20 protein-coding genes, 6 tRNA genes and 1 riboswitch are annotated in these 26,140 nt (G+C 70.7%); of the genes, 10 read left to right on the forward strand and 16 right to left on the reverse strand.

Annotated features, from left to right (window positions below):
* Positions 1 to 40: 40 nt before the first annotated feature.
* The 11 genes from AB0P17_RS13575 to AB0P17_RS13625 form a co-directional block, all read right to left on the reverse strand.
* Complete coding sequence (locus AB0P17_RS13575; protein WP_365810556.1) at positions 41 to 1,090, reverse strand: M23 family metallopeptidase; 1,050 nt, start codon at positions 1,088 to 1,090, stop codon at positions 41 to 43.
* Between the two features lie 11 nt (positions 1,091 to 1,101).
* A riboswitch (cyclic di-AMP (ydaO/yuaA leader) is annotated at positions 1,102 to 1,256 on the reverse strand.
* Positions 1,257 to 1,504: 248 nt separating this feature from the next.
* Entirely contained in the window at positions 1,505 to 2,608 is a 1,104-nt protein-coding gene (locus AB0P17_RS13580) for a PP2C family protein-serine/threonine phosphatase (protein WP_365810771.1), read from the reverse strand.
* A 351-nt stretch (positions 2,609 to 2,959) separates the two neighbouring features.
* Entirely contained in the window at positions 2,960 to 3,706 is a 747-nt protein-coding gene (locus AB0P17_RS13585; protein ID WP_365810558.1) for a MerR family transcriptional regulator, read from the reverse strand.
* A gap of 140 nt (positions 3,707 to 3,846) precedes the next feature.
* A tRNA-Met gene (locus AB0P17_RS13590) sits at positions 3,847 to 3,920 on the reverse strand.
* Positions 3,921 to 4,014: 94 nt separating this feature from the next.
* Positions 4,015 to 4,209 (reverse strand): hypothetical protein, encoded by a 195-nt coding sequence (locus AB0P17_RS13595; protein ID WP_365810559.1) that lies wholly within the window; start codon positions 4,207 to 4,209, stop codon positions 4,015 to 4,017.
* Positions 4,210 to 4,331: 122 nt separating this feature from the next.
* Positions 4,332 to 4,547: a hypothetical protein gene (locus tag AB0P17_RS13600; RefSeq protein ID WP_365810560.1), complete on the reverse strand. Its 216-nt coding sequence runs from the start codon at positions 4,545 to 4,547 to the stop codon at positions 4,332 to 4,334.
* A gap of 166 nt (positions 4,548 to 4,713) precedes the next feature.
* Positions 4,714 to 6,078: an aminotransferase class III-fold pyridoxal phosphate-dependent enzyme gene (locus tag AB0P17_RS13605; protein ID WP_365810561.1), complete on the reverse strand. Its 1,365-nt coding sequence runs from the start codon at positions 6,076 to 6,078 to the stop codon at positions 4,714 to 4,716.
* Positions 6,079 to 6,348: 270 nt separating this feature from the next.
* Positions 6,349 to 7,032 (reverse strand): class I SAM-dependent methyltransferase, encoded by a 684-nt coding sequence (locus tag AB0P17_RS13610; protein ID WP_365810563.1) that lies wholly within the window; start codon positions 7,030 to 7,032, stop codon positions 6,349 to 6,351.
* Between the two features lie 193 nt (positions 7,033 to 7,225).
* Positions 7,226 to 7,298: transfer RNA gene (locus tag AB0P17_RS13615), tRNA-Lys, on the reverse strand.
* Between the two features lie 217 nt (positions 7,299 to 7,515).
* Positions 7,516 to 9,666: a DEAD/DEAH box helicase gene (locus AB0P17_RS13620; RefSeq protein WP_365810564.1), complete on the reverse strand. Its 2,151-nt coding sequence runs from the start codon at positions 9,664 to 9,666 to the stop codon at positions 7,516 to 7,518.
* Positions 9,667 to 9,896: 230 nt separating this feature from the next.
* The gene (locus AB0P17_RS13625; protein ID WP_365810566.1) at positions 9,897 to 10,550 is read right to left on the reverse strand and encodes a hypothetical protein; all 654 of its coding nucleotides are present in this window, start codon (positions 10,548 to 10,550) and stop codon (positions 9,897 to 9,899) included.
* Positions 10,551 to 10,704: 154 nt separating this feature from the next.
* Between AB0P17_RS13625 and AB0P17_RS13630 the strand changes: the two genes are divergently transcribed.
* The 8 genes from AB0P17_RS13630 to AB0P17_RS13665 all read left to right on the forward strand — a co-directional run bounded on the left by AB0P17_RS13630 (position 10,705) and on the right by AB0P17_RS13665 (position 18,274).
* Entirely contained in the window at positions 10,705 to 11,055 is a 351-nt protein-coding gene (locus tag AB0P17_RS13630; RefSeq protein WP_365810567.1) for a metallopeptidase family protein, read from the forward strand.
* Positions 11,056 to 11,338: 283 nt separating this feature from the next.
* The gene (locus AB0P17_RS13635; RefSeq protein ID WP_365810773.1) at positions 11,339 to 12,865 is read left to right on the forward strand and encodes a metallophosphoesterase; all 1,527 of its coding nucleotides are present in this window, start codon (positions 11,339 to 11,341) and stop codon (positions 12,863 to 12,865) included.
* A gap of 141 nt (positions 12,866 to 13,006) precedes the next feature.
* Positions 13,007 to 13,079, forward strand: a tRNA-Glu gene (locus tag AB0P17_RS13640).
* Positions 13,080 to 13,118: 39 nt separating this feature from the next.
* Positions 13,119 to 13,193, forward strand: a tRNA-Asp gene (locus AB0P17_RS13645).
* 21 nt (positions 13,194 to 13,214) lie between these two features.
* Positions 13,215 to 13,291, forward strand: a tRNA-Phe gene (locus tag AB0P17_RS13650).
* A 179-nt stretch (positions 13,292 to 13,470) separates the two neighbouring features.
* Positions 13,471 to 17,499 (forward strand): ATP-dependent RNA helicase HrpA, encoded by a 4,029-nt coding sequence (gene hrpA, locus AB0P17_RS13655; RefSeq protein ID WP_365810568.1) that lies wholly within the window; start codon positions 13,471 to 13,473, stop codon positions 17,497 to 17,499.
* Positions 17,500 to 17,589: 90 nt separating this feature from the next.
* A tRNA-Asp gene (locus AB0P17_RS13660) sits at positions 17,590 to 17,664 on the forward strand.
* Between the two features lie 400 nt (positions 17,665 to 18,064).
* Positions 18,065 to 18,274, forward strand: coding sequence for a DUF6274 family protein (locus tag AB0P17_RS13665; RefSeq protein WP_365810570.1), 210 nt, complete (start codon positions 18,065 to 18,067; stop codon positions 18,272 to 18,274).
* A 488-nt stretch (positions 18,275 to 18,762) separates the two neighbouring features.
* Here AB0P17_RS13665 and bldC read toward each other — a convergent pair whose 3' ends face one another.
* Together bldC and AB0P17_RS13675 are read right to left on the reverse strand one after the other, a co-directional pair.
* Complete coding sequence (gene bldC, locus AB0P17_RS13670) at positions 18,763 to 18,969, reverse strand: developmental transcriptional regulator BldC (RefSeq protein ID WP_003949541.1); 207 nt, start codon at positions 18,967 to 18,969, stop codon at positions 18,763 to 18,765.
* 569 nt (positions 18,970 to 19,538) lie between these two features.
* Complete coding sequence (locus tag AB0P17_RS13675) at positions 19,539 to 20,408, reverse strand: hypothetical protein (RefSeq protein ID WP_365810572.1); 870 nt, start codon at positions 20,406 to 20,408, stop codon at positions 19,539 to 19,541.
* A 157-nt stretch (positions 20,409 to 20,565) separates the two neighbouring features.
* On the opposite strand from AB0P17_RS13675, the gene AB0P17_RS13680 reads away from it, so the two are divergent.
* Positions 20,566 to 21,663: a Glu/Leu/Phe/Val dehydrogenase dimerization domain-containing protein gene (locus tag AB0P17_RS13680; RefSeq protein ID WP_365810573.1), complete on the forward strand. Its 1,098-nt coding sequence runs from the start codon at positions 20,566 to 20,568 to the stop codon at positions 21,661 to 21,663.
* A 330-nt stretch (positions 21,664 to 21,993) separates the two neighbouring features.
* On the forward strand, positions 21,994 to 22,260 hold the full coding sequence (locus tag AB0P17_RS13685) for a DUF3073 domain-containing protein (RefSeq protein ID WP_365810575.1): 267 nt from the start codon (positions 21,994 to 21,996) through the stop codon (positions 22,258 to 22,260).
* A gap of 194 nt (positions 22,261 to 22,454) precedes the next feature.
* On the opposite strand, the gene purM is transcribed toward AB0P17_RS13685, so the two are convergent.
* From purM to AB0P17_RS13700, 3 genes are all read right to left on the reverse strand, one after another.
* A complete protein-coding gene (purM, locus tag AB0P17_RS13690) occupies positions 22,455 to 23,525 on the reverse strand; it encodes a phosphoribosylformylglycinamidine cyclo-ligase (RefSeq protein ID WP_365810577.1) in 1,071 nt (356 codons plus the stop codon).
* Positions 23,526 to 23,600: 75 nt separating this feature from the next.
* Positions 23,601 to 25,127, reverse strand: a complete 1,527-nt coding sequence (purF, locus tag AB0P17_RS13695) for an amidophosphoribosyltransferase (protein ID WP_365810579.1) — start codon at positions 25,125 to 25,127, stop codon at positions 23,601 to 23,603.
* Positions 25,128 to 25,202: 75 nt separating this feature from the next.
* Entirely contained in the window at positions 25,203 to 26,111 is a 909-nt protein-coding gene (locus AB0P17_RS13700) for an META domain-containing protein (RefSeq protein ID WP_365810581.1), read from the reverse strand.
* Positions 26,112 to 26,140: the final 29 nt, after the last annotated feature.

The following is a 26,140-nucleotide window of genomic DNA, read 5'->3' on the forward strand; positions in this document are numbered from 1 at the left end:
AGGTCTCAGGACCAGAGGTTCCAGGACCGGGGCTTCGGCCTCAGGGATTGATTCCCTTGCCGTTCAGCCACGCCATCGGGTCGATGCCCGTGCCGCCCGCCGTGTGGACCTCCAGGTGGAGGTGGGGCCCGGTCACGTTGCCGGTCGCGCCGACGCGGCCGATGACCTCGCCGGTGGAGACCTTCTGCCCGGCGCTGACGGAGAGCGAGGACTGGTGCGCGTACCAGACCTCCGTGCCGTCCTCCAGCTCCAGGACCGTGCGGTAGCCGTACGAACCCGACCAGCCGGCCGACTTGACGGTGCCGCTGTGCACGGCCTTGACGGGGGTGCCCGTCGGCGCCGCGAAGTCCAGGCCGGTGTGGTAGCCGGAGGACCAGAGGGAACCGGACTGGCCGAAGGAGGAGGTGAGGGTGTACGAGGAGGTGGGGAGGGAGTAGCTGGCCGCCAGCTTGGCGAGACGCTCCTGCTCGGCCTTGGCCTTGGCCTCCGCCTCGGCCTTCTTCTTGGCCGCCTCGATCTTCTTCTCCGCGTCGTTCTGCCGCGCCTTGGCCTGGCTCGCGGCCTTCTCGGCGGCCGCGTCCTCCTCCGCCGCCTTCTGCGTCGCGTCGGCCTTCGCCTGCTGCCCCTCGGCCTGCTGGAGGATGCGGGCGCGCAGCGCCTCGCCGGCGTCGGTGGCGCCCTGCTCGGCGTCCGCGGCGGTCAGACCGGCGGTGCTCAGGGGCGCACGGGCCAGCACGTCCGACGCGGACTCCGCGTCGTCCGACCCCAGGGAGCCCATCCCCGGCAGGGACTTGGCGTCGGGAAGGTTGTCCGCGATGGCGTCGGGCAGGGATATGGAGACCGCGGGCTTGTCCTGCGCGGTGGCGATGCCGCCCGCGCCGACGGCGGCGATGACGCCGACCCCCAGGACCGTGGAGCTACGGGCGAGCCCGCTGCGCTGCTTGGCGACGCGGTGCCTGCCGCGTACGGGGCGGATGGACTCCTCGGTGGGATTCCACTCCCCCCAGGTCCCGGGCGCCTCGTTCTCACTGCCGCTGCCGAAGGAGTGGGTTTCGAAGGTGACCGTGGGGGCAGGCTTGTTGGACGCCACTGAGGCGTGCTCCTTTCCTTCCTTCTCGCCTACCGGGTTAGCTGACGGGTTCGGAGCAGGAAGGTCTCCTACGGGTGTCCCCTGCCGCGCGAGGCGGCAGGTAACTCCCGATTCACCCCAATTGGTGGTTCCCCGGTTCCCTCGCGGGATTCGGCGCGTGCGCACGGTGCCATCTCTGGCGACGGCTGGGACAACCGCGCTGCGTTATCGAACGTTAATAGAGACCAGGGCCTTATTCCAAGCTGTTCCCGATGATCGTTAACGACTTCGCAACGGACGTACCGGGACACAAGAACGCGCATCCGGGCGAGTTGATCGGCGCTCGAAGCACATTGACCCGCCTCGCATACTTGACGGTATGTCAAACGTTATGCGGAGGGATACTCATCGGTCACCATGAGTGACGCCGCGCGCTCAGGGCACGATCGGCATCGTCCTGCGCCGCTCCGGCTCCCCCTCCGAGGGCCGGCTGACCGCCAGCAGCGCCATGTCGTCCTGGCTGCCGCCGCCCGTGTGCCGCCGCACGTCGTCGATCAGCGCCTGGAGCATTTCGTCGGGCCCCTGGAAGATCCGCCCGTCCAGCCGCTCGCGCGGGACGTAGAAGATCCCGTGCGCGTCGCGCGCCTCGGTGAGCCCGTCCGTGTAGAAGAGCAGCGTCGCGCCGTCGGGGTACGGGGACTGCTCGGCCCGGTCGGGCCACGCGCCCAGCTCGCTCATGCCGAGCGGCAGCGCGGGGTCGTGCGCCGCCAGCATCCGTACGGCGCCGTCGTGACAGATCAGCGGCTCGGGATGGCCTCGGTTGACGAGCCGCACGACGCCCTCGCCGTGCGGAATCTCCGCCAGTACGGCCGTGGTGAACCCTTCGAAGACATCGAGCCCGTCCCGCCGCGTCCCCTCCCTCAGAAGTGAGCGCTCCAGCCGCTGCGCGACGCCCTCCAGCGAGCTCTCCTGCTCCGCCGCCTCCCGGAACGACCCGATGATGACGGCGACCGCCTCGACCGCCTCCAGCCCCTTCCCCCGTACGTCGCCGACGACCAGCCGCACCCCGTACGGCGTGTCCTGCACGGCGAACAGGTCACCGCCGATGAACGCGCCCTCCTGCGCCGCCTCGTACCGCGCCGCCACCCGCAGCCCGCCGATCCGCTCCGCGGGTCTGGGCAGCACGGCGCGCTGGGCGGTCTCGGCGATGACGCGGGCGGAGGCGAGCCGCTCGCCGCTGCGTCTGACGACGCCGTTGATGTAGAGCGCGAGGGCGGAGACGACGAGCACCGTCAGCAGTTCACTGATCGACACCACCGTGGTGAGCGTGTTGGTATGCGCACGGAGCGCGATCTCGGCGGCGAGCGACGCCACGGCCACCAGCAGGGTGCCGAACAGCGGATAGAACGGGGCCGCGGTCAGCGGGGCGGCGGCGAAGAGCGGCGCCGAGGTGACCCTTGTCGGCGTCGCCAGGTCGAGGATGACCCCGCCGATGATCACCAGGGCGGGCAGGAACCGGACGAGCCGCCGCCCGGCCAGTCGCCGCGCGTACGGGCCGGCCGGACCGTACGGCGCCCGGTCCGCCGCCCGGCCCAGGTCGCTGGCGGGATCCCGGCGATGGTCCCGCCCGTACGTGCCGGTCGCCCAGAACCCCGCGGCGTCGGCGCCCAGAATCCCGGCGCCGTCGGCGTCCCGTCTGCTTCTGCCGCCGAGGCGTTCTCCGATTCTCCTGAGCTTCCCCACCAGTCGTCTCCTGCCCGTTCCGCCGACGGCTGCGGACGGCACCGCGCTCCACCCAGGCTGGCCGCCGCCGCGGCGGGCGGCGACCCGCGGTCGGCCGACTGGGCTACGGAGACCGATGCGAGGGCACGGAGGCCGATGTGGAGACGCTCAGTCGGTCAGGTGGCGCTCGGCGTACACCTTCATGGCGTCCCGCACGAGCACAGCCGTACCTTCACCGTACTTGTCATACGCCGCGGTGAAACGTGGATCATCGACGTACAGGGCCGTGACTCCGATGACATAAGACCTGGTGGGCTCCATGGTCACCGCCAGCCAGTCGCAGTGACGCCGGGCGATCGCCTGCGCCTCCTCACCGGACGCGTCGTGCCCTGCCGCGGCCGCACGCCCCCAGTCGCGGGCGATCGACTCGTGCCGCTCCTGGAACGCCCGGCGCTCCTCCTCACCGAGCGAGCGCCACCAGCGGTCGCCCTTCTCGTAGGCGGGGCGGCCCCACCTCTCGGTGACCTCCTGCTCGTACCGCGTGTGCGCGAAGCCGTCGAGCACTTCCTCTGCCATGAGTTCCTCTCCGCTCTCGGTCTTGTGGAGAGTGGTCCGCACCGACGCGATCAGCCGACCGATGCGCTCGCGCTCCTGCTCCAGCAGCCCCAGATGGCCGCGCAGGGCGGCGGCCGTGTCCTGCTGGCCGTCGAGGATCCGGGCGATGTCCGGCAGCCCGAGACCCAGCCCCCGCAGCAGCAGGATCCGCTGCAGCCGGACCAGGGCCTCCTGGTCGTAGTACCGGTATCCGTTGACGCCGGTCCTGCTGGGCTCCAGCAGCCCCAGCTCGCCGTAGTGCCGGAGCGTACGGCTCGTCGTACCGGCCTTCTTCGCGATGTCCTGGATCGACCACTCCATGACATTCACGGTAGAAGTTGACGTTACGTAAAGGTCAAGCGCGAGCCCGGGACACGGATCCCCGGGGACGCGGATCAGGGAACGGGAACACGACGAAGGCCCGGATTCACCAGGAATCCGGGCCTTCGTCTTCTTCGCAGTAGCGGGGACAGGATTTGAACCTGCGACCTCTGGGTTATGAGCCCAGCGAGCTACCGAGCTGCTCCACCCCGCGCCGTTGAAGATGACTCTACGCCATCCGGAGCAAGATCATTACCAATTCCGCGGTCACGGCCGAAAGGGCGCCCAGCCGGGCCGAACGACAGGCCCTAGGCGGCCTCGACGACATCCGCCCGCACGGCGGCGGCCCACTCCACCAGCAGCCGCTGGTAACGCTCCTGCTCGGCCGAGGACAGCGCACTGCCCGCACGCGCCCACAGCGCGCGGATCTCCGCGTTCACCACAGCGGCGGATCTGACAGGGGACGGGGACGCGGACTCCGGGGTGGCAGCAGAAGCGAACATGGGACCAAGGCTACGGCCGGCCACTGACAATCGGCGGAGCGTGGCGCCTGCGCCCGGTCCGGCACCCGGCACCCGGCACCCGGCACCCGGCACCCGGCAGTCAGCACCCGGCACCGTCCGCCTCACACCACCACGGTGTACTCGTGCGCGGGGCCTCCCTGCCACTCCACCCAGGCCGGGTCGTCCAGCAGCTCCCAGGCGTCGGGCAGCCCGGCCAGCCGCAGGAATTCGACCAGGTGGTCGTCGGAGTGGGCGAGTCCCATGATCTGCCCGCGGACCGTGACCCGCCGCCCGCCCGTCCCTGACGCCCGGTGGACGACGATCGGTGCATCACTCATACGGCCAAGAGTGCGACGATCTCGCCCGGTCCGCAGCATCTGGGGCGCGCTATCTTCCGTACCGGCCTGTAGCGTGCGTCACATTCGCCCCCGGGGCCCCTCAGGGCTCTCGGACCCCCCGGCCCCCTCGGACCCCACGGCTCCTCCCCCGGGCTCCACGGACGTCTCACCCCAGAACGGCGAAAACCTCGTCGATCGCGGCGCAGGTCCGGTCGGTGTCGTCGTCCGTCACGGCGGCCGACACGAACCAGCAGGCCAGGCCGTGCGCGTTGATGTGGATGCCGCGGCGCAGCAGCTCGTGGCGGAAGAGGTCGTACCGCCGCCGGTCCAGGTGGAGCGTGTCGCGGTAGTGGCGGGTGGGGGCGCCGCCCGGTGAGAACACCACCTGGAACATCGCGCCGACGCCCTGCACCGCGCACTCCACCCGGTGGTCGGTGGCGGCCCTGCGGATGGTCTCCATGATCCGCCGGCCGGTGTCGTCGATCTTCTTGACGACGGCGGGGTCGGCGAGCGCGGTGAGGGTGACGAGGGCGGCGGTGGCGCAGAGCGGTGAGGCGTTGTACGTACCGCCGTGCTCGACCCGGCCGTTGGCGAGCGCGGCCATCACCTCGTGGCGGCCCGCGAAGGCGGCGATGGGCAGCCCGCCGCCGAGGGCCTTGGAGTAGACGGCCAGGTCGGGCACGACGTCGTACAAGGCCTGTGCGCCGCCCGGGCCGGTCCGGAAGCCGGTGCAGACCTCGTCGAAGACGAGCAGGATGCCGCGCGCCGTGCACTCGTCGCGCAGGAAGCGCAGGTAGCCGGGGCCGGGCATGGTGCAGGCGTTGTTGGCGACGATGGGTTCGCAGATGACGGCGGCGAGTTCGCCGCGGTGGGCGTCGAGTACGGCGACGAGGGCGTCCGGGTCGTTCCACGGGCAGACGACGACATCGCCGCTGACACCGGACGGGATGCCCGGGGAGTGCGGCACGGAGTGCGGGGCGCCGTAGGGCCCGGCCGCCGCCTCGGGGGGCCGGTTGGAGATCGCGAGGGTGTCCGTCCAGCCGTGGTGGTGCCCCTCGAACTTGAGCACCTTCGAGAGCCCGCTGTGGCCGCGCGCGGCCCGTATCGCCCCCTGGACCGCCTCCGAGCCGGAGTTGGCGAAGCGGACGAGATCGGCGCAGGGGACCATCGCGCGGATGAGTTCGGCGAGTTCGACCTCGGGCACGTTGCAGGTGCCGAACATGGTCCCGTCGGCGAGGACCCCGGTGAGGGCGTCGGTGAGCGCCGGGTGCGCGTGCCCGAGGACCGCGCTTCCGTGCGCGGCGAGATAGTCGACGTACTCGTTTCCGTCCGCGTCCCGGATACGGGCGCCGGAGCCGCTGGTGATGTACAGCGGATACGGATGCGGCCCGGTGGAGGTGAGCCGTGCGGAAGAACTGATTCCGCCCGCAAGGGATTTCTTGGCCCGCTCGAACAGTGCACCGCTGCTCGCGGTCCCGCCGAGCGCGGGAACGCCGGAAACAGGTAAGCCGGATGGATTCATGGGTTTCATGTGTCGCTCCTGCCCGGGAATCTGTTCGAAATAATCGACCAAGCTGACGGACCTGCCGGACCCGACGCACTCGACATACTCGACGGCCCCGACGGATTCACGTTTCGTCGCCCGGATCCGCATCTCGACGGGATCACGGCCGGCCCCCGGACTCGTCGACTCTCGTCTCCGTCTTCGCGGAGATCCAGAATGCGGTGAAAGGAAGTCAGGCATGACTGAATCCGCTGAATTGGCCGAAAAAATCGTGATCGCCGTCGCGGGCGGAGCGGATCAGGTGGCGGCCGGTGGGCGGGCGATTCCGATGATTGACGGGGAGGCCGGGGTGCTCCGGTCATTGATGAGGAAGTCGAAGCGGCGGATCTCGTCCACGGCGAACCCCGCTTCGATGATCGCGCGTTCCGTGTCGCGGGTGAGATTGCAGCCGCCGCACAACAGCCGCCAGGGCGGATTCAGCATCCTCTGCCGGCGGAAGGCGCTCCGCTTCCGCGACCGGACGTGCTCGTAGAAGCGCAGCTCTCCGCCCGGCTTGAGGACGCGCGCGGCCTCGGCGAGCGAACCCGGCACGTCCGGGAGGGTGCACAGCACGAGCGAGATCACGGCCGCGTCGAAGCTTCCGTCCGGTACGGGAAGCTCCTCGGCCCGGCCGGACAGCACTCGAACCGGTACGGCCGCTCCGGCGACGGCCTGTTCCGCGAGGGCGCGCAGCCGGGGCTCGGGCTCCACCGCGACCACTTCTGCCACCTCGGGCGGATAGTGCCTGAAGTTCGCGCCCGTACCCGCACCGATCTCGATCACCCGGCCTCGTACGCCGGCGAGGAGTTCTCGGCGGTGCTCGACGGAACCGTGCGCCTCGGCGAAGGCGTTGACGCGCGGATAGATCCGTGCGAACAGCGGATGCGACACCGCTTTGGCCATGGCGGACTCCTTGCCGGTGTGGTGTAGGGGGGCAGGCATCCGGCGCCTGACCTCCTCACACTAGGAGTGCCCTTTTTGAGGCGTCCGATACGGCACGCCCCTTCTGTTCTGCTGTCATCGACCCGATCCACCCGGGCGTACATGCCCCCGAACAACGGAGCGCCCCGATCAGTCGAACTCGATCGGGGCGCTCCGCCGCAGGTCGGAGAGGTTTCCCCGCGCCTGCTGCCGGTAGGCCGTGTGGGACTCGAACCCACAACCAACGGATTAAAAGTCCGCTGCTCTGCCAATTGAGCTAACGGCCCTCGACACAACACACACGAGCATAGCCCGCCCGGGAGCGTGCGCCGATCGGGTATGCCCCTGTGGGGATGTCGCGCGGCGCGGAGCAGACGCGGACCGGACGCGGAGCAGGCGCGGGAAGAGGGTGTGCGGGGCGGAGTCGGAGAACGGGCCAGGGCCCGTGCCGGCCACCCTGGGGGTGGGGCGCGGGCCCTGGTGGAGGGTCAGGAGCGGCGGCGGTCAGCCGTTGCGCTTCCAGCGGGGCTTGTCGTCACGACGGCCGAAGGAGCCGGTGCCGGTGCCCGTCGTGCCGCCGCGGTGGTCGTCGCGGCGGGTGGCCGGGCGGTCGTGGCCGCCGGCGCGGAAGCCGCCGGAGGGGCGGTCGTCGCGGCGGTCGCGGTTGAACGGGCGGTCGCTGCCGCCCCGGTGGTCCCGGCGCTCGAAGGGACGGGCACCGCGGTCGTCCCGGCGGTCGCCGCCCCGGTCGTCACGGCGGTCGCGGTTGAAGCCGCCGCGCTGCTCGCCGCCCCGGTCATCCCGGCGGAAGCCGCCGCGGTCGTCCCGGCGGTCGTCACGGCGCTGGAAGCCACCGCGGTCGCCGCCCCGCTCGTCCCGGCGGTCGTCGCGGCGGAAGCCGCCCGCGGGCCGGTCGTCACGGCGCTGGAAACCGCCGCGGTCACCGCCCCGGTCACGGTCGCCACCGCGGTCGTCGCGCGGCGTGTAACCCCGCGCGCCGCCCCGGCCGCTGCGCTCGCCCCGGTCGTCCCGGCGGCCGAAGTTGCCGCGCTCGTCGCGCGGCGTCGCCTGCTGCGGTACGGACGCCGCCGCGGCGGCCTCCTCGACCGCGCGCTCGGCCTCGGCCGTCACCGCGGCGACCGCGGCCTCCGGGTCCTCGCCCCGCTCGCGCGCGGCGCGGGCGACCAGCCGGCCGGCCTCCTCGCGCAGCTCGGTGGCGCGCCGCTGGGCGCGCTCCAGCTGCTTGGTCAGGTCGGCGGCCTCGCGCTCGGCCTGCTTGGCCGCGTTGTTCGCGGAGTCCGCCTGGACCTCGGTGAGCGACCGGGCGCCGGTGATCTCGGCGACCTCCGGGTCGAACGCGCCGGCGCCGCCGACCATGTGGCGCGAGGCGTCGACGCCCGCGTCCTCCATCAGCCGGAAGATCTGCCGGCGCTGGTGCGGCAGCGCCAGCGAGACGACGACACCGGACTTGCCGGCCCGCGCCGTACGGCCCGAGCGGTGCAGGTAGTCCTTGTGGTCCCCGGCCGGGTCCACGTTGAGCACCAGGTCGATGCCGTCCACGTGGATACCGCGGGCGGCGACGTCGGTGGCGACGAGGGCGTTGACGTAACCGTCCTTGAAGTCGGCCAGCGTCCGCGTCCGCGCGCCCTGCGTCATGCCGCCGTGCAGCGCGTCGGCCTTCACGCCCGAGTCGCGGAGCTGCTCGGCGATCCGGTCCGCGCCGAGCTGCGTCCGTACGAAGATGATCGTGCGGCCCTTGCGGGCGGCGATCGCCGCGGTGACCGGGGCCTTGTCCTTCGGCTTCACGACGAGGACGTGGTGCGTCATCGTCGTGACGTTGCCCTGGGCGCTGTCGACCTCGTGGCTGACCGGGTCGGTCAGGTAGCGCTTGACCAGCGAGCTGATCTCGTTCTCCATCGTGGCGGAGAAGAGCATGCGCTGGCCACCGGCCGGCACCAGGTCGAGCAGCTCGGTGACCTCGGGCATGAAGCCCAGGTCCGACATCTGGTCGGCCTCGTCGAGGATCGCGATCTGGATCTGGTCGAGCGAGCAGGCGCGGCGGTTGATCAGGTCGCGCAGCCGGCCCGGGGTGGCGACGAGGATGTCGACGCCGCGCTCCAGGGCGTAGATCTGGTTGCTCATCGACGTACCGCCGCAGACGACCTTCATCTTCAGGCCGAGCACGTCGCCGTACGGCTGGAGCGCGTCCGCGACCTGCATCGCCAGCTCACGCGTCGGCGTGAGGATGACGCCGCGGGGCTTCTTCTTCTCGGTGTGGCCGCCCGCCAGCGTGGCGAGCAGCGGCAGGCCGAAGGAGAGGGTCTTGCCGGAGCCGGTACGGCCGCGGCCCAGGATGTCCTTGCCGGCCAGGGCGTCCGGGATGGTCGCGGCCTGGATCGGGAAGGGGGCGGTGACGCCGTTCTGCGCGAGCTTGCGGACGATGCCGTCGGGCAGGCCCAGGTCGCCGAAGGTGATGCCGGGGGCCTTCTCCGACGCCTCGTCGGACTCGGTCGTCCCGGGGGCCTCCGCGGCCTCGTCGAGGACCTCGGTCACCTCGGGCGCCTCGGTGAGCTCCGCCACATCGGCGGAGACGGCGGCCTCTTCGGCCTCGGCGCTCTCGGGCATGACGGCGCGGTCAGTACTGGAAATGGACATGCGAAATGCGAAACCTTCCGGAGTCTCGGCACGCGCCCAAACTCCGTGAAATTCGCAAATCGACCGCCTCAATGCGGTCAGCCACGGCAAGGGAGAGTACGCGCCACGCGGCGCTCTTCTGTGTCGGCGCCGGGCAATGATCAAACGATCTACTACCATACGCACCCACCCCCCACTTAGGCAAACCAGGCCCCCGCCGCCGAGGTGCGGAAACGCGAAAGAGACGCGCCTCACACCGGCCCGGGCCGGGCCGACGCCGACGGCTCCTTCAGCATCCCCTCCCCGTCCGCCAGGGACAGCGCTCCCGTCCGCATGCCCGCCGCCGGCGAGGCCGACGGCGGCTCCTGCGGCTTCGTCGGCTCCGGCTCGGGGTCCGGGTCCTCCGGTACGGGGGAGGGCGTGGGCTGCGATACGGGCGGCGGCGCGGAGCGCGTGGGCTCCCTGGTCGGTACGGGCTCGTTCCCCGGCGCGGTCGGCTTCCCCTCCCCCGGCTCCGGCCCGGGCCCGGTGGACGGCCCCGGCGCGGGGGCGTCCGGCGAACCGGCCGCGGGCGAGGCCTCCTTGCCCCGCTCGACCGCCGGGGCGGCCCCGTCCCCCGCCCCGCCCTTGCCGTCCGGCCCCGCGTCGCCGCCCGCCTCGGCGTGCCCCGTACCGCCGCCGCTCTTCTCCGTATGGCCCGGCCAGGCGTCGGACCGGCCGGCTCCGGCGGCGGCGCCCGTACCGCCGTCGGGTTCCGCGGCGGCGGCGCCGGTACGGTCCGGCGAGCGCGACGGGGCCGGGCTCCCGGCGTCCTCGCCGACGCTCATACAGCCCGCGGAGGACAGGGCCGCCAGGGACGTGACGATCCAGACGGCGAGACGGCCTGGGGCGGACAACTGGCGCACGAGCGGCACCTCCGGGGCACGGGAACGGCTCTCCCCGCCATCGGCGGGGGAAGGTCGACCTGCCCAACTCCCTTTTCGCCGCCAGGGACACGCCCGGGTCACACGGAGCCGTCGACGATCTTGCCGGGGCGCGGATCTGCCGGACAATGGCCCTGTGCTGGAGATGACACGCGAGACCTTCGAAGAACTGGTGAGCCAGGCCCTCGACCGGATCCCCCCGGAACTGACCAGGGTCATGGACAACGTCGCCGTCTTCGTCGAGGACGAGCCGGACCCCTCCGACCCCGAACTCCTCGGGCTGTACGAGGGGACGCCCCTCACCGACCGGGGCGAGTGGTACGCCGGTGTCCTGCCCGACCGCATCTCCATCTACATGGGTCCCACCCTGCGGTACTGCGAGAGCACGGAGGACGTCGTCCACGAGGTCTCCGTGACCGTCGTCCACGAGATCGCCCACCACTTCGGCATCGACGACGACCGGCTCCACGAGCTCGGCTGGGGCTGATCCCGTACGGGCCGGGGCGCGGGCCCCCGTCCCGCCTCCGTACCCGGACTACTCCTGTTGGCGGCGGCCAGGCATGGCGGACCGGCGCCCCGGGCATACGCGCCCAATGGACCGTGATGTCCGGCGCCTCCCTCCGCGCGCCCTCCGCGCTCTCCGCGCCCTGCGCTCCGCGCTCCCGGCGCTCCCGCGCATCACGGGCCGTCTCCGTCCCCGCCGCCCCACCGACCTCACCAGTTCCCTCGTCGAGGTCCACCCCCCGCGCCCCCTCGCCCGCGCGCTCGGCATGGTCGCCGTCGTCCTGTTCGGCGCCTGGCTCGGGCTGCTGATCGTCGGCAGCGTGCTGACGCCCGTCGGGCCCATGGACACCCGGATGACGCTCCGCCCCTCCCTCACCGGCGGCACGAAGATCAATGTCTCGCCGCTGGGCGCGCTGGAACTGGCCACGCACACCGGGCCCGTGCGGCTGGACGTGGACGTGGACCAGCTCGACCCGGTCCGCTCCACCGCCCTCGTGGAGCACCCCGAGCGGCTCTCCGGGCTGCAGAGCGAGATCAGCCGCGACGTCAGGACCGGCACGACCGAGCTGGCCGTACGCTCCGTCGTCGCCGTCGTCTCGGGCGCGACCGCCCTCGGCCTCGCCGTCTACCGCCGGCCCCGCCGCGCCCTCGCCGCCGGCGGCCTCGCGTTCACGCTGCTGGGCGCCTCCGCCGCCGGCGCGTACGCCACCTGGAACCCGCAGTCGGTGCTGGAGCCGAAGTTCTCCGGGCTGCTCTCCTCCGCGCCCCAGGTCGTCGGCAACGCCCGCTCGATCGTCTCCGACTTCGACGTCTACCAGAAGGAGCTGGCCCGGCTGGTCACCAACGTGACCAAGCTGTACGACGCCACGTCCTCGCTCCCCACCTTCCAGCCCGACCCGGCCACCCTCCGCGTCCTGCACGTCTCCGACATCCACCTCAACCCGGCGGCGTGGCACATCATCGGCTCGCTCGTGGAGCAGTACGGGATCGACGTGATCATCGACTCGGGCGACACGATGGACCACGGCACCTCGGCCGAGAACACCTTCCTCGACCCGATCGAGGACCTCGGCGTCCCCTATGTCTGGGTACGCGGCAACCACGACTCGGACCGTACGCAGGAGTACCTGGAGCGCACCCGGAACGTGCACGTCCTGGACGAAGGCCGGGCCGTCTCGGTCGGCGGGATCCGGATCGCCGGCACGGGCGACCCGCAGTTCACCCCGGACCGCTCCAGGGAGGTCCAGGGCGACCCGGCCGAGCGCATGGCGGGCATCCGGCTCGCGTCGGCCCTGCGCGACCAGGAGCGGGCCGGCACCCCGGTGGACATCGCGGTCGCCCACGACCCGCTGGCCGCGGAGCAGACGGACGGGGTGGTCCCGCTCGCCCTGGCAGGACACGTGCACCACCGCGAGACGCGGATACTGCCGTACGGCACCCGGCTGAAGATCGAGGGCTCGACGGGCGGCGGCGGGCTGCGCGCGCTGCAGAACCAGAAGCCGGAGAAGGTCCGCGCCTCCGTGCTCTACCTGGACCGGACGACCAAGCGGCTCCAGGCGTGGGACGAGATCACGCTCGGCGGCCTCGGGCTGACGACGGCCGAGGTCAGCCGTCACCTCCCGGAGGAGGCGGGGAAACCCGGCGCGGAGTCCGGTACGGACCCCGGCACCGACGCGAGTACGGGTCCCGGCGGGGGTCCCGGTACGGGGCGGGGTACCGGTGCCCCTTCCGGTCCGCCCGGCACCGCGTCCCCCTCGGGCACCGGGCCGGGTCTCCCCGTCCCCGAGCCGTGACCGGCCTCGCCCCCGGCCCGGGGAACTCCCCGCGAAAACGGCCCCCAAGAGGGCCCCGTAAACCGTTTTGGCGATAGCTCCCCGCATCACATATGCTTCGGACGTCCCCGACGCGCTGGAAAGCGCCCAGGCGGGCCCTTAGCCCTCATCGTCTAGTGGCCCAGGACGCCGCCCTTTCAAGGCGGTAGCACGGGTTCGAATCCCGTTGGGGGCACGCAACACCATGTGCGAGACTAGTGCTCGCACATTGCTTGGTCCTGTGGAGCAGTTTGGAGTGCTCGCCACCCTGTCAAGGTGGAGGCCGCGGGTTCAAATCCCGTCAGGACCGCTTGCAGCCGCGAGGCTGCGTGGCTGGGTAGCTCAGTTGGTACGAGCGATCGCCTGAAAAGCGATAGGTCGCCGGTTCGATCCCGGCCCCAGCCACCACCGCCCGCAAGGGTGTCAAGCCCCCGCCCGGGGAATCCGGCGGGGGTTTTTGCGTACCGCGCTGCGTACCGCGTCGCCTGCCGCGCAACCGTAGGTGCGCACCACTCCCTCTCCGGACGCCCGCCCCGCGACGAAATCGTTCGCCACCCCATCGGCCCGGGTGAGATCCTGGTTTCGGTATGTCTACTTCCTTCGCCGACCTCCAGACCCTGCTGGCCGACGTATCGCTGCGTGACGCGCAGCGGCTCGGCCGCCGTCTCGAAGGCGCCCGGCGCATCCGTAAACCCGAAGCGCGCCAGGCCGTGCTCGACGAGATCGCAGGTCAGGCCGGGAAGGCCGCCGAGCGGACGCGGCTGCGTGCCGGGCGGGTGCCCGCGGTCTCGTACCCCGAGCAACTGCCCGTCAGCCAGAAGAAGGACACGATCCTGGAGGCGATACGCGACCACCAGGTCGTGATCGTCGCCGGTGAGACCGGGTCGGGCAAGACGACCCAGATCCCCAAGATCTGCCTGGAGCTGGGCCGCGGCGTCCGCGGGATGATCGGGCACACGCAGCCGCGCCGGATCGCCGCCCGTACGGTCGCGGAGCGCGTCGCGCAGGAGCTGGACACCCCGCTGGGGGAGGCCGTCGGCTGGAAGGTCCGCTTCACCGACCAGGTCGACCAGGACGCGACCTTCGTCAAGCTGATGACGGACGGCATCCTGCTCGCGGAGATCCAGACGGACCGCGAACTGCTCGCGTACGACACCCTCATCATCGACGAGGCCCACGAACGCAGCCTCAACATCGACTTCCTGCTCGGGTATCTCGCCCAGCTGCTGCCCAGACGCCCCGACCTCAAGGTCGTCATCACCTCCGCGACCATCGACCCGGAACGTTTCTCCCGGCACTTCGGCGACGCGCCCATCGTCGAGGTCTCGGGCCGTACGTACCCGGTCGAGGTCCGCTACCGCCCGCTCCTGGAGGACGACAGCGCGGAGCGCGACCGGGACCAGATCACCGCGATCGCCGACGCCGTCGAGGAACTCCAGCGCGAGGCCCACGGCGACATCCTGGTCTTCCTCTCGGGCGAGCGGGAGATCCGCGACACCGCGGAGGCGCTCCAGAAGCTCTCGCACCGCGACACCGAGGTCCTCCCTCTCTACGCCCGGCTCTCGCACGCCGAGCAGAATCGGGTCTTCCAGCGCCACAGCGGACGCCGGATCGTCCTCGCGACCAATGTCGCGGAGACCTCGCTCACCGTCCCCGGCATCAAGTACGTGATCGACCCGGGCAACGCCCGGATCTCCCGCTACAGCCACCGCACCAAGGTCCAGCGCCTGCCGATCGAGAAGATCTCCCAGGCCAGCGCCAACCAGCGCAAGGGCCGCTGCGGCCGTACCTCCGACGGGATCTGCGTCCGGCTCTACTCCGAGGAGGACTTCGTCTCCCGCCCGGAGTTCACGGACGCCGAGATCCTGCGGACGAACCTGGCGTCCGTCATCCTCCAGATGACCGCGGCCGGCCTCGGCGACATCGAGAAGTTCCCCTTCATCGATCCGCCGGACCACCGCAACATCCGCGACGGTGTGCAGCTCCTCCAGGAGCTGGGCGCCTTCGACATGGCGGAGAAGGACCTGAAGAAGCGGCTCACCCCGCTCGGCCGCAAACTCTCCCAGCTCCCGGTGGACCCGCGGCTCGCCCGGATGGTCATCGAGGCCGACCGCAACGGCTGCGTACGGGAGGTGATGGTGATCGCCGCCGCGCTCTCCATCCAGGACCCGCGCGAGCGCCCCTCCGAGAAACAGGCGCAGGCCGACCAGCAGCACGCCCGCTTCAAGGACGAGACCTCCGACTTCCTCGCCTTCCTCAACCTCTGGCGGTACGTACGGGAGCGGCAGAAGACGCTGTCGTCCTCCGCGTTCCGCCGGATGTGCAAGACGGAGTACCTGAACTTCCTGCGGATCCGCGAGTGGCAGGACATCTATTCCCAGCTCCGCACGGTCGCCCGGCAGATGGGCATCCACCTCAACGAGGAGGACGCCGCGGAGCAGGCCGTCCATGTCTCGCTCCTCTCCGGACTGCTGTCGCACATCGGCATGAAGGACGTGAAGGAGAAGGACGCCTCGAAGAAGGACGGCGGGCGGGACGGGAAGGACGGCGCGCGGAAGGACGGCGGCAGGAACGAGTATCTGGGCGCCCGCAGCGCGAAGTTCGCGGTCTTCCCCGGCTCCGCCCTCTTCAGGAAGCCGCCGCGCTTCCTGATGTCGGCCGAGCTGGTGGAGACCTCCCGGCTCTGGGCGCGGGTCAACGCGCGGATCGAGCCCGAGTGGATCGAGCCGCTGGCCGGCCATCTCCTCAAGCGCACGTACAGCGAGCCGCACTGGGAGAAGGACGCGGCGGCCGTCATGGCGTACGAGAAGGTCACGCTGTACGGGGTACCGATCGTCACCCAGCGCAAGGTGAATTTCGGCCGAATCGACGCCGAGGCATCGCGGGAGCTGTTCATCCGTAACGCGCTGGTCGAGGGCGACTGGCGCACGCACCACCAGTTCTTCCATGACAATCGCAAACTGCTCGGCGAGGTCGAGGAGCTGGAGCACCGCGCCCGGCGCCGCGACATCCTCGTGGACGACGAGACGCTGTACGACTTCTACGACCGCCGCGTGCCGGAGAACGTGGTCTCCGGAGCGCACTTCGACTCCTGGTGGAAGGCGAAGCGGCGCGAGGAGCCGGAGCTGCTCGACTTCGAGCGGTCGATGCTCATCAACGAGAAGGCCGGCTCGGTCACCAAGGACGACTACCCGGACTCCTGGCGCCAGGGGCCGCTCAAGTTCCGGGTGACGTACCAGTTCGAGCCGGGCACGGACGCGGACGGCGTCACCGTCCACGTCCCGCTCCAGGTGCTCAACCAGGTCACCGCGGAGGGCTTCGACTGGCAGATCCCGGGGCTGCGCGAGGAGGTGGTCGTGGAGCTGATCCGGTCGCTGCCCAAGCCCGTACGGCGCCATTACGTGCCCGCTCCGAACTACGCGGCCGCCTTCCTGGACCGCGCCGTGCCCCTCCAGGAGCCGCTGCCGGTCACGCTGGCGCGGGAACTCCAGCGGATGGTCGGCGTGCCCGTCGCCGCCGAGGACTTCGATCTGAGCCGGATCCCGGACCACCTCAAGATCACCTTCCGGATCGTCGACGAGCGGCGCCGCAAGGTCGCCGAGGCGAAGGATCTGGAGGCGCTCAGGCTCCAACTGCGCCCCAAGGCCCGCAAGGCCCTCTCCCAGGCCGCCGCGGCCACCGCGGAGCGTTCGGGCGGGGAGACGATCGAGCGCACGGGGCTGACGGAGTGGACCATCGGCACGCTGGTACGGATCTTCGAGACCCATCCCCAAGCTCTCAACTCCGTTCGAGCAGGGGAGACCCCACTGGCCGGCCAGCCGGTGAAGGCGTACCCGGCCCTGGTCGACCAGGGCGCGACGGTGGCCGTACGGCTCTTCGACACGGAGGCCGAGCAGCGGCAGGCGATGTGGGCGGGCACCCGGCGGCTGATCATGCTGAACATCCCGGTCAACCCGGCGAAGTTCGCCTCGGACAAGCTCACCAACCAGCAGAAGCTGGCGCTGTCCCGCAATCCGCACGGATCGGTGCAGGCGCTCTTCGAGGACTGCGCGACGGCCGCCGCGGACAAGCTGATCGCGGACCACGGGGGCCCGGCGTGGGACGAGGAGTCGTTCCGGAAGCTGTACGACAAGGTGCGCGCCGACCTCGTCGACGCGACGGTGCGGACCGTCGGCCAGGTCCAGCAGATCCTGGCCGCATGGCAGTCCTGTGAGCGCCGCCTGAAGGCCACGAACAGCCTGGTGCTGGTCAACAACGTCCAGGACGTCAGGGACCAGCTCACGGCCCTCGTACCGGCCGGCTTCGTCACCCTCACGGGGCTGCGCAGGCTGCCGGACCTGATGCGCTACCTGGTGGCGGTGGACCGCAGGCTCCAGCAGATGCCGACGGCCGTCCAGCGCGACACCACACGCATGGAGAAGGTCCACGAGATGCAGGACGAGTACGCCTGGCTGCTCGAACAGCTGCCGCGGGGGCGACCGGTGCCGCGCGAGGTGCTGGACATCCGCTGGATGATCGAGGAGCTGCGGGTGAGCTACTTCGCGCACGCGCTGGGCACCGCGTACCCGGTCTCGGACAAGCGGATCGTGAAGGCGATCGACGCGGCGGCCCCGTGATGCCGGGGCCGCCAGCATCCAGTTCGACCGCACCCTCCGAGCTGCTGTAGAGTCTCGTTTCGCAGCCGCCACTACGGGGCCGCGAAACCTGGTCCTGTGGAGCAGTTTGGAGTGCTCGCCACCCTGTCAAGGTGGAGGCCGCGGGTTCAAATCCCGTCAGGACCGCATAAGAAGGGCCCGCATCCGATCACCGGATGCGGGCCCTTTGCCGTGCGCGGCCGTGTGCCGCGCGGGCGTACCGGGGTGTGCGGGCGCGGCTCCGGGACGTGCGCGGGCGTGTGCGTGCCGGTGCGCGGGCGTACGGACCCTGGTCGTTTTGCCGTACGCCGCGCTCGCCCGTCCCCGGCGGCGGACTCCATTGCATACGGCAAGCGCCGTCGACGCAGCAGTAACGCCGCAGTAATGGCGTGCCCAAATCCGGCGGGGCGGGGGCGATCCGTCTTGACGGGGTTCACGGCCCGGGGTACCTAAGCAGAAGGCCCCTTGTCCTTCGCATCCCGGGGCCGCACCGGGGGTGGTGTGCGTGACCGCATCGACAGCGAGGCCGGCGAATCGGACCCGGCCCGTGAGGCAGACGAAACATGAGACGGGCGCGCTGCTGCGCGCCCACCTGGCGGCCGCTTCGGGCCGCCCCCACGCCACCGGGTACTGCCCGGTCTGCCATCGCCTCCAGCGGCTCGTCGACGAGTCCGTGACGGCTCCCGACGCCGCTCCGGAGGGCGGCGGCTTCCTCGTGGTGAAGTTACCCGGAGGCCAACCCCCTCCCGCAGCCTGACGTTTGACTGGTGTTCGGCTGCCGGCCGGTGGCCGTCCCGCCGTCGTCGCGTCTCCGTCCCGCGTGGCGGAGTGCGCTCCGGGTCCCTGGCGACCATGATCTGACACGTGCCCACGAGCGGTTCGCGCGCCGTTGGCAAGAGTTGAAGGATGTGACGGGAGTCACGTAGGAACTTCCTGCAAAGGCAGGACTTACACCCTGCCTACAAGGCATCAATTTCATATGTGCAATTGCACTCCCCGTCCGAGCCTTCCCCACCCGTTCCCCGTCACCACCGGAACCACTCGCTCCACACCGTTTCCGCGCACAAAAAATCGCGCCGGACTCGGCGGAGTCCGGCGCGATCGACGACCTACCCGTCTTGCGTGGGCATGGCACCTGTTGGGGCAGGTGCCCGTCGTGTGGAGCCATGGGTCGGGACGACCGGATATGGGGGACCCGGCAGTGCCCTGCTTGGTTTGAGCCCTAAATGAGCCTTACTGGGGTGTTCAGGCCTCGCTGCGCTGCTGCGGAATACCCGCAAGCAGTGCGCGGACCTCTGCCTCGCGATACCGGCGATGCCCACCGAGCGTGCGGATGGACGTGAGCTTGCCGGCCTTTGCCCAGCGTGTGACCGTCTTCGGGTCCACACGGAACATCGTGGCAACCTCAGCCGGGGTCAGCAGCGGCTCGGCATCAGGGGTGCGAGCGGTCATGAGCGGCCTCCTCGGGAGAACCGAACCTTCTCGGTTCTTTCCTCTAAATTCTGCACCTTGACCCGCGTTGCCCGAAATGGCGGACGCGGGTCGAGTCGGTTATAGGACGAACGGCTTGTCCTCGGCACTACAACTACACCATCCGTCCAGCCACGTAGGCCAAACCGACGGAATTGCCCTCTGAGGTGTTCATCAGCGGCGGAAGCCGATGGACCATGCCATAGCGGACAGTCACGTCACAGATACGATCAGTCACAGAATGATCAGGAGTCACTGGCCCCCCTACAAAGAGTGCAATGCCGAGCATTCCGCCCATACTTGGACGGATGGAGCCCTCCCCGGACTCCTTGTCCTATTTTGACACGAGGAGGGGCGATGGGCGCAAGAGCCCCGTTAGTGCGGTCCGTCACCCTTGAGGCATAGGCCCGGATCGGGACCTCTGCCCCGGTGCCCGGTTCAAGGTCCGGCCAAGCCCGTTCCATGGCTTCCCCATGACCGTTTGCCCGAATGGGCGGACCGGGTAGGAGTGAACGCCTCCCGGTGGAATACGGCGCACCCGGCGCGCGCGCTCAGCTGGCGTGCTGCCGGTCCCGCACCGCGCGCCAGCGCTCCATGAGCCGGGCGTACGCCTCCCCCGCCGCCTCGCCGTCCCCGTCCCGCAGCGCCGCGACCGCCGCCGCCACATCGGCGGCCGAGCGGTCGTCCGCCAACTGCTCGCGGGACATCACGTGGACGAGACCGCCGTAGTCCAGTTCGACCAGTGAACGCGGGTGGAACTCCTCCAGCCACCGCCCCACCTCGACCAGACCTTCGACCACCGGCCCGTCGTCCAGCGCCTCCCGCAGCGTCTTCAGCGCGCGGGCCAGCCGCCGCCTCGCCTGCACCATCGGGGTCCGGTAGCGCAGTACGGGCGCCGGGTCGCCGGCCTCCGGTGACGCGCCGGTGACGGGGCTCTCCTTCTCGTACAGCCGCTCCTCGTCGGAGAAGAGCGCGAACCAGCCCACCGGGACCTGCCAGCGGGCCGTCCTGATCCACGGCCGCGCGTCCGGATTCCGGTCCCGCCAGTGCTCGTAGTCCGACGTGGCCTGAAATCGCACCACCGGCGGGAGCACCGCGTCCAGCAGCGGGGCGGGCAGCGTCCGGCTCAGCTCCTCCAGCGCCAGCCAGCCGCGCAGCCGCGTCCGCCACGGACAGACGCACACCACGCCGTCCACCTCGGTGACGAACGCCTCCCCGCTCTCGTGCACCGGCACGGGCACCGGCGGGGTGGGCAGCAGGTCCGCGAGGGAGCGCCGCAGCTCGTCCTGGGCGCCGGGCGTACGGTCCCGCTTGGCGTAGCGCGCCCAGTGACTCCTCTCCGGTTCGGGGAAGGCCCCCAGCGGCTCGTACACCCGCAGGTAGGACGCGTAAGGGACATGGACAGAAGACACCGCCGGCATGGGCCGCATCGTCCCATGTCCGTCACCCCCGAGGGGGTGATCCTCGGCACTGCGGCTGATCTACGCCCGCGGAGGACTTACTCTCTTGCTTGCCCGACCGGTCGCTCCACCACCCACCGGAGGGACCGACGCCGTTTCCGACTGGGGAGTCACCACCGTGACCGATGTTTCCGGCGCGCACAACGACGTACTGCACACCCTGTTCCGCTCCGAGCAGGGGGGCCATGAGCAGGTCGTGCTCTGCCAGGACCGCGCCAGCGGCCTCAAGGCCGTCATCGCCATCCACTCCACCGCCCTGGGCCCGGCCCTCGGCGGCACCCGCTTCTACCCGTACGCCTCCGAGGAGGAGGCCGTCGCCGACGCGCTGAACCTCTCCCGGGGCATGTCGTACAAGAACGCTCTCGCGGGGCTCGACCACGGCGGCGGCAAGGCGGTGATCATCGGGGACCCCGAGCAGATCAAGACCGAGCAGCTGCTGCTGGCCTACGGCCGGTTCGTGGCCTCGCTCGGCGGCCGGTACGTCACTGCGTGCGACGTCGGTACGTACGTGGCGGACATGGACGTCGTCGCGCGCACGTGCGCCTGGACCACCGGGCGCTCCCCCGAGAACGGCGGCGCGGGCGACTCGTCCGTCCTGACCGCCTTCGGCGTCTTCCAGGGCATGCGGGCGAGCGCCCAGCACCAGTGGGGCGACCCGTCGCTGCGCGGGCGCCGGGTCGGTATCGCGGGCGTCGGGAAGGTCGGGCACCACCTGGTGGAGCACCTGCTCAAGGACGGCGCCGAGGTCGTGGTCACGGATGTGCGCGAGGAGTCGGTACGCCGGGTGACGGAGGCGCACCCGCAGGTCACCGCCGTGGCCGACACGGAGGCGCTGATCCGCACCGAGGGCCTGGACATCTACGCGCCGTGCGCGCTCGGCGGCGCGCTGGACGACGCGTCGGTGCCCGCGCTCACCGCGGCGATCGTCTGCGGGGCGGCCAACAACCAGCTCGCCCACCCGGGCGTCGAGAAGGACCTCGCCGACCGCCGGATCCTGTACGCGCCCGACTACGTGGTGAACTCGGGCGGGGTCATCCAGGTCGCCGACGAGCTGCACGGCTTCGACTTCGAGCGGTGCCGGGCGAAGGCCGCGAAGATCTTCGACACAACTCTTTCGATCTTCGCACGTGCGAAGGAGGACGGGATTCCGCCCGCCGCGGCGGCGGACCGGATCGCCGAGCACAGGATGGCCGAAGCGCGTCATCCCCGCGACTGATCACCCAGAGGGACCGAGAAGTCACCGAACGTGTTCCCCGGTGTCCGGGCGGGGCGGGAAGCGGGCGCGCGGCGGGCGGGGAGACCAGACTCACGCCGGTCGGCGGGTCGCCCCTCCAGAAGAGGTTAAAATCGCTGCTGACCAGCGAGGACGGGGCGCCTCGCCGGCCCTGCACCGGGGCGCGTCATGCGGGCGGCGTACCGTATGGCCGCGGAAGCAGGTACCGTTGAAGCCCTACGGACGGGTGTCTCCGCGGAGAGCTCGTTCTGATTCATGAACGCGTGTCAAGACTCTGGGGCCGTCGAGCCCCGTCACCGAGGGGGTCGAGCCATGGGGCGCGGCCGGGCCAAGGCCAAGCAGACGAAGGTCGCCCGCCAGCTGAAGTACAACAGCGGCGGGACAGACCTGTCGCGTCTGGCCAACGAGCTGGGCGCATCGCCTTCAAGTCAACCGCCGAACGGCGAGCCGTTCGAGGATGACGACGAGGAAGATGACCCGTACGCAAAGTACGCGGACCGCTACAACGCGGATCGGTACAACGACGACGAGGACGAGGACGGCGAGTCCGGCCCCTCGGCCCGGCGCCGCGGCGCTTGACGTCGTACATCCCGAGCGTCAGCTCGTCATCAGCATCAGCCCGGTCCGGGGCGCGCAGCCCTGGACCGGGTTCTGTGCTGTCCGCGCCAGGTTCCGCCCCGGGTTCCGTGCCGGCCGCGTACTCCCGCGCCGGCCGTGGAGTCCATGGAGCCTGTGCGGCCTGTGGAGTCCGGTAGTCGGCGCGGGTCGGCACGTCAGCTCGCGTAGTCGCCGGTCAGCGCCGCTCCGGTGGAGTGGTCCGGGCGCTCGGTGATCTCGCCGGCGATCCACGCCTCCACGCCCCGGTCGGCGAGGGTGGTGAGGGCGGCGTCGGCGGACTCCGCCGGGACGACCGCCATCATGCCCACGCCCATGTTCAGCGTCTTCTCCAGCTCCAGGCGCTCCACCCGACCCGCCGTGCCGATCACGTCGAAGACCGCGCCGGGCGTCCACGTCGAGCGGTCCACCGTGGCGTGCAGCCCGTCCGGGATCACTCGGGCGAGGTTGGCCGCCAGGCCGCCGCCGGTGATGTGGCTGAACGCGTGCACCTCGGTCGTCCTGGTGAGGGCCAGGCAGTCCAGCGAGTAGATCTTGGTGGGCTCCAGCAGCTCCTCGCCGAGCGTCCGGCCGAACTCGGGGACCTCGCGCTCCAGCGACCAGCCGGCCCGGTCGAAGACCACGTGGCGGACGAGCGAGTACCCGTTCGAGTGAAGTCCTGAGGACGCCATCGCGATGACCGCGTCCCCCGTACGGATACGATCCGCGCCGAGCAGCCGGTCCGCCTCGACCACACCCGTACCGGCGCCGGCGACGTCGAAGTCGTCCTCGCCGAGGAGTCCGGGGTGCTCGGCGGTCTCGCCGCCGACCAGGGCGCAGCCGGCCAGCACACAGCCTTCGGCGATGCCCTTGACGATGGCGGCGACCCGCTCGGGGTGGACCTTGCCGACACAGATGTAGTCGGTCATGAAGAGCGGCTCCGCGCCGCAGACGACGAGGTCGTCGACGACCATGCCGACGAGGTCGCGGCCGATCGTGTCGTACACGCCCATCTTGCGGGCGAGGTCGACCTTCGTGCCGACGCCGTCGGTGGCGGAGGCGAGCAGCGGGCGTTCGTAGCGCTTGAGGGCGGAGGCGTCGAAGAGGCCGGCGAAGCCGCCGAGGCCGCCGAGGACCTCGGGGCGCTTCGTCTTCCGCACCCACTCCTTCATCAGCTCGACCGCGCGGTCACCGGCTTCGATGTCGACGCCCGCGGCGGCATAGCTGGCACCAGTAGTCGTTTCGGACATGGCTGGGTACTTTCCTGTCGTCGTGAGGTCGTCGAACATCATGCGGAGGGCCGGGGCAGTGCGGCGCGGGCGGCGCTACGGCCTGCGCAGCGCTTCCGACGCGGCGGTGGCGGCCGGTCCCGCCGCCAGCTCGGTCTCCAGGAGCTGCTTGCCGAGCAGCTCGGGGTCGGGGAGCTCCATCGGGTACTCGCCGTCGAAGCAGGCGCGGCAGAGGTTGGGCTTGGCGATCGTGGTCGCCTCGATCATCCCGTCGAGGGAGATGTACGAGAGCGAGTCGGCGCCCATGGAGACGCCGATCTCCTCGACCGTCATGCCGTTGGCGATCAGCTCCGCGCGGGTGGCGAAGTCGATGCCGAAGAAGCAGGGCCACTTGACCGGCGGGGACGAGATCCGGATGTGGACCTCGGCGGCGCCCGCCTCCCGGAGCATCTTGACGAGGGCGCGCTGGGTGTTGCCGCGCACGATCGAGTCGTCGACGACCACCAGGCGCTTGCCGCGGATGACTTCCTTCAGCGGGTTCAGCTTCAGCCGGATGCCCAGCTGGCGGATGGTCTGGGACGGCTGGATGAAGGTCCGGCCGACGTAGGCGTTCTTGACGAGACCGGATCCGTACGGGATGCCGCTGGCCTCCGCGTACCCGATCGCCGCGGGGGTGCCGGACTCGGGCGTGGCTATGACCAGATCTGCCTCGACCGGGGCCTCCTGGGCCAGTTTCCGGCCCATCTCGACCCGGGAGAGATAGACGTTCCGACCGGCGATGTCCGTATCGGGACGGGCCAGGTAGACGTACTCGAAGACGCAGCCCTTGGGCTTCGCTTCCGCGAATCGCTGCGTACGCAGACCGTTCTCGTCGATGGCGATCAGCTCGCCGGGCTCGATCTCGCGGACGAAGGAGGCGCCGCAGATGTCGAGGGCGGCGCCCTCGGAGGCGACGACCCAGCCGCGCTCCAGCCGGCCGAGGACGAGCGGGCGGATGCCCTGCGGGTCGCGGGCGGCGTACAGGGTGTGCTCGTCCATGAAGACGAACGAGAAGGCGCCCTTGACGTCGGGCAGGATCCTGGCGGCGGCTTCCTCGACCGTGAGGGGCTTGCCGTCGGCGTCCGACTGGCTGGCCAGCAGGGCGGTGACCAGGTCGGTGTCGTTGGTGGCGGCGACCCGGGTCGTCCGGCCGTTCTCCTTGGGCAGGTCCGCGACCATCTCGGCGAGCTGGGCGGTGTTGACCAGATTGCCGTTGTGGCCGAGCGCGATGGAGCCGTGGGCCGTGGCCCGGAAGGTCGGCTGCGCGTTCTCCCACACCGAGGCTCCGGTGGTGGAGTAGCGGGCATGGCCCACCGCGATATGCCCCACGAGGGAGCTGAGGGAGGTTTCGTCGAAGACCTGTGAGACGAGGCCCATGTCCTTGAAAACCAGGATCTTGGACCCGTTGCTCACTGCGATGCCCGCGGACTCCTGTCCACGGTGCTGTAGGGCATACAGTCCGAAATAGGTGAGCTTGGCGACCTCTTCACCCGGGGCCCAGACTCCGAAGACGCCACAAGCGTCCTGGGGGCCTTTCTCTCCGGGGAGCAGGTCGTGGTTGAGTCGTCCATCACCACGAGGCACGCCACCGAGTGTAGGCGAGATCGACCACTGGTCCGAATTGGGGATGCGGACCGGGGCCCCCGCGGGCCCTTCCGGCTACTTCTCCGGGGCGGTCGCGAGGGCTCCGATCCCCTCCCCCTCCGCGGTCCTGAGGGTGAGGTCCCGGTGGCGCAGCTCATATGTGACCTTGCCCTCCAGCACCTTCTGCACCTGGCGTTCCAGGGTCATCCCGGGTCCGGGGCAGAGCTTGCGGGTGGCGGTGATCCGGCCGAGGGTGAGGGTCGTGTCCGTGACGGTGGCGGGCGCCTTGAAGCGGTTGCAGCCGAGGCTGCCCTCGACGGAGCCGGTGCGCTCGCCGTCCTTTCCGGCCTGAGCTTCCTTACCCAGAGTGATCGTGAAGAACGCCTTGCCCTCGGCGCCCTGCGGCACGGAGGTCGCCGTGTCGTCGTCGGTGAGCGAGCCGACCGTCCACCTGGTCCCGGCGAGGGGCGCGGCCTCCTCGGGCCCTTCGGAGGTCAGGGCGATCGTGTCGCCGTCCGCCGTGGTGAGGGTGAGCTTCTCGTCCTGGACCTTGGCGGTGAGCTTCCCGGCGAACGCGCCGTCGAGCGCCTTCTCGAAGCTCTCCATCTCCTTGTCGCACCCGACCAGCGTGGCGTCCTTCTCACCGACGGTGACGGTGTCGCCCTCGACGGTGACATCCGCGCTGATGCGGTTGCAGCCGGTCTGTGCGCTGGCCCGGCCCTGGGGGCTGATCTCGACGCCGGCGCCGGCGGGCGCGGCGGTCTTCCGGCCGTCCACCGTCACGCTGTCGACGCTCCAGCGGACGCCGGTGAGCGGCAGATCGGTCTCTACGGACCCGCCGCCGGCCCGGTTCCCGGTGCCGGACCCGGCCCCGGAGCCGTCCTTGGTCTCGGTGCCGCAGGCGGTCAGCGCGAGCAGCGCGGCCGTGGTGACGGCGGCGATATGAGTGACACGAGGGCCATGGATGATCTTCTGTTTCCGCATATCCGTGGGACGGGACGGGTCACGGTACG

Origin of the sequence: Streptomyces sp. NPDC088124 (assembly GCF_040685895.1) — a bacterium.
Lineage (GTDB): Bacteria > Actinomycetota > Actinomycetes > Streptomycetales > Streptomycetaceae > Streptomyces.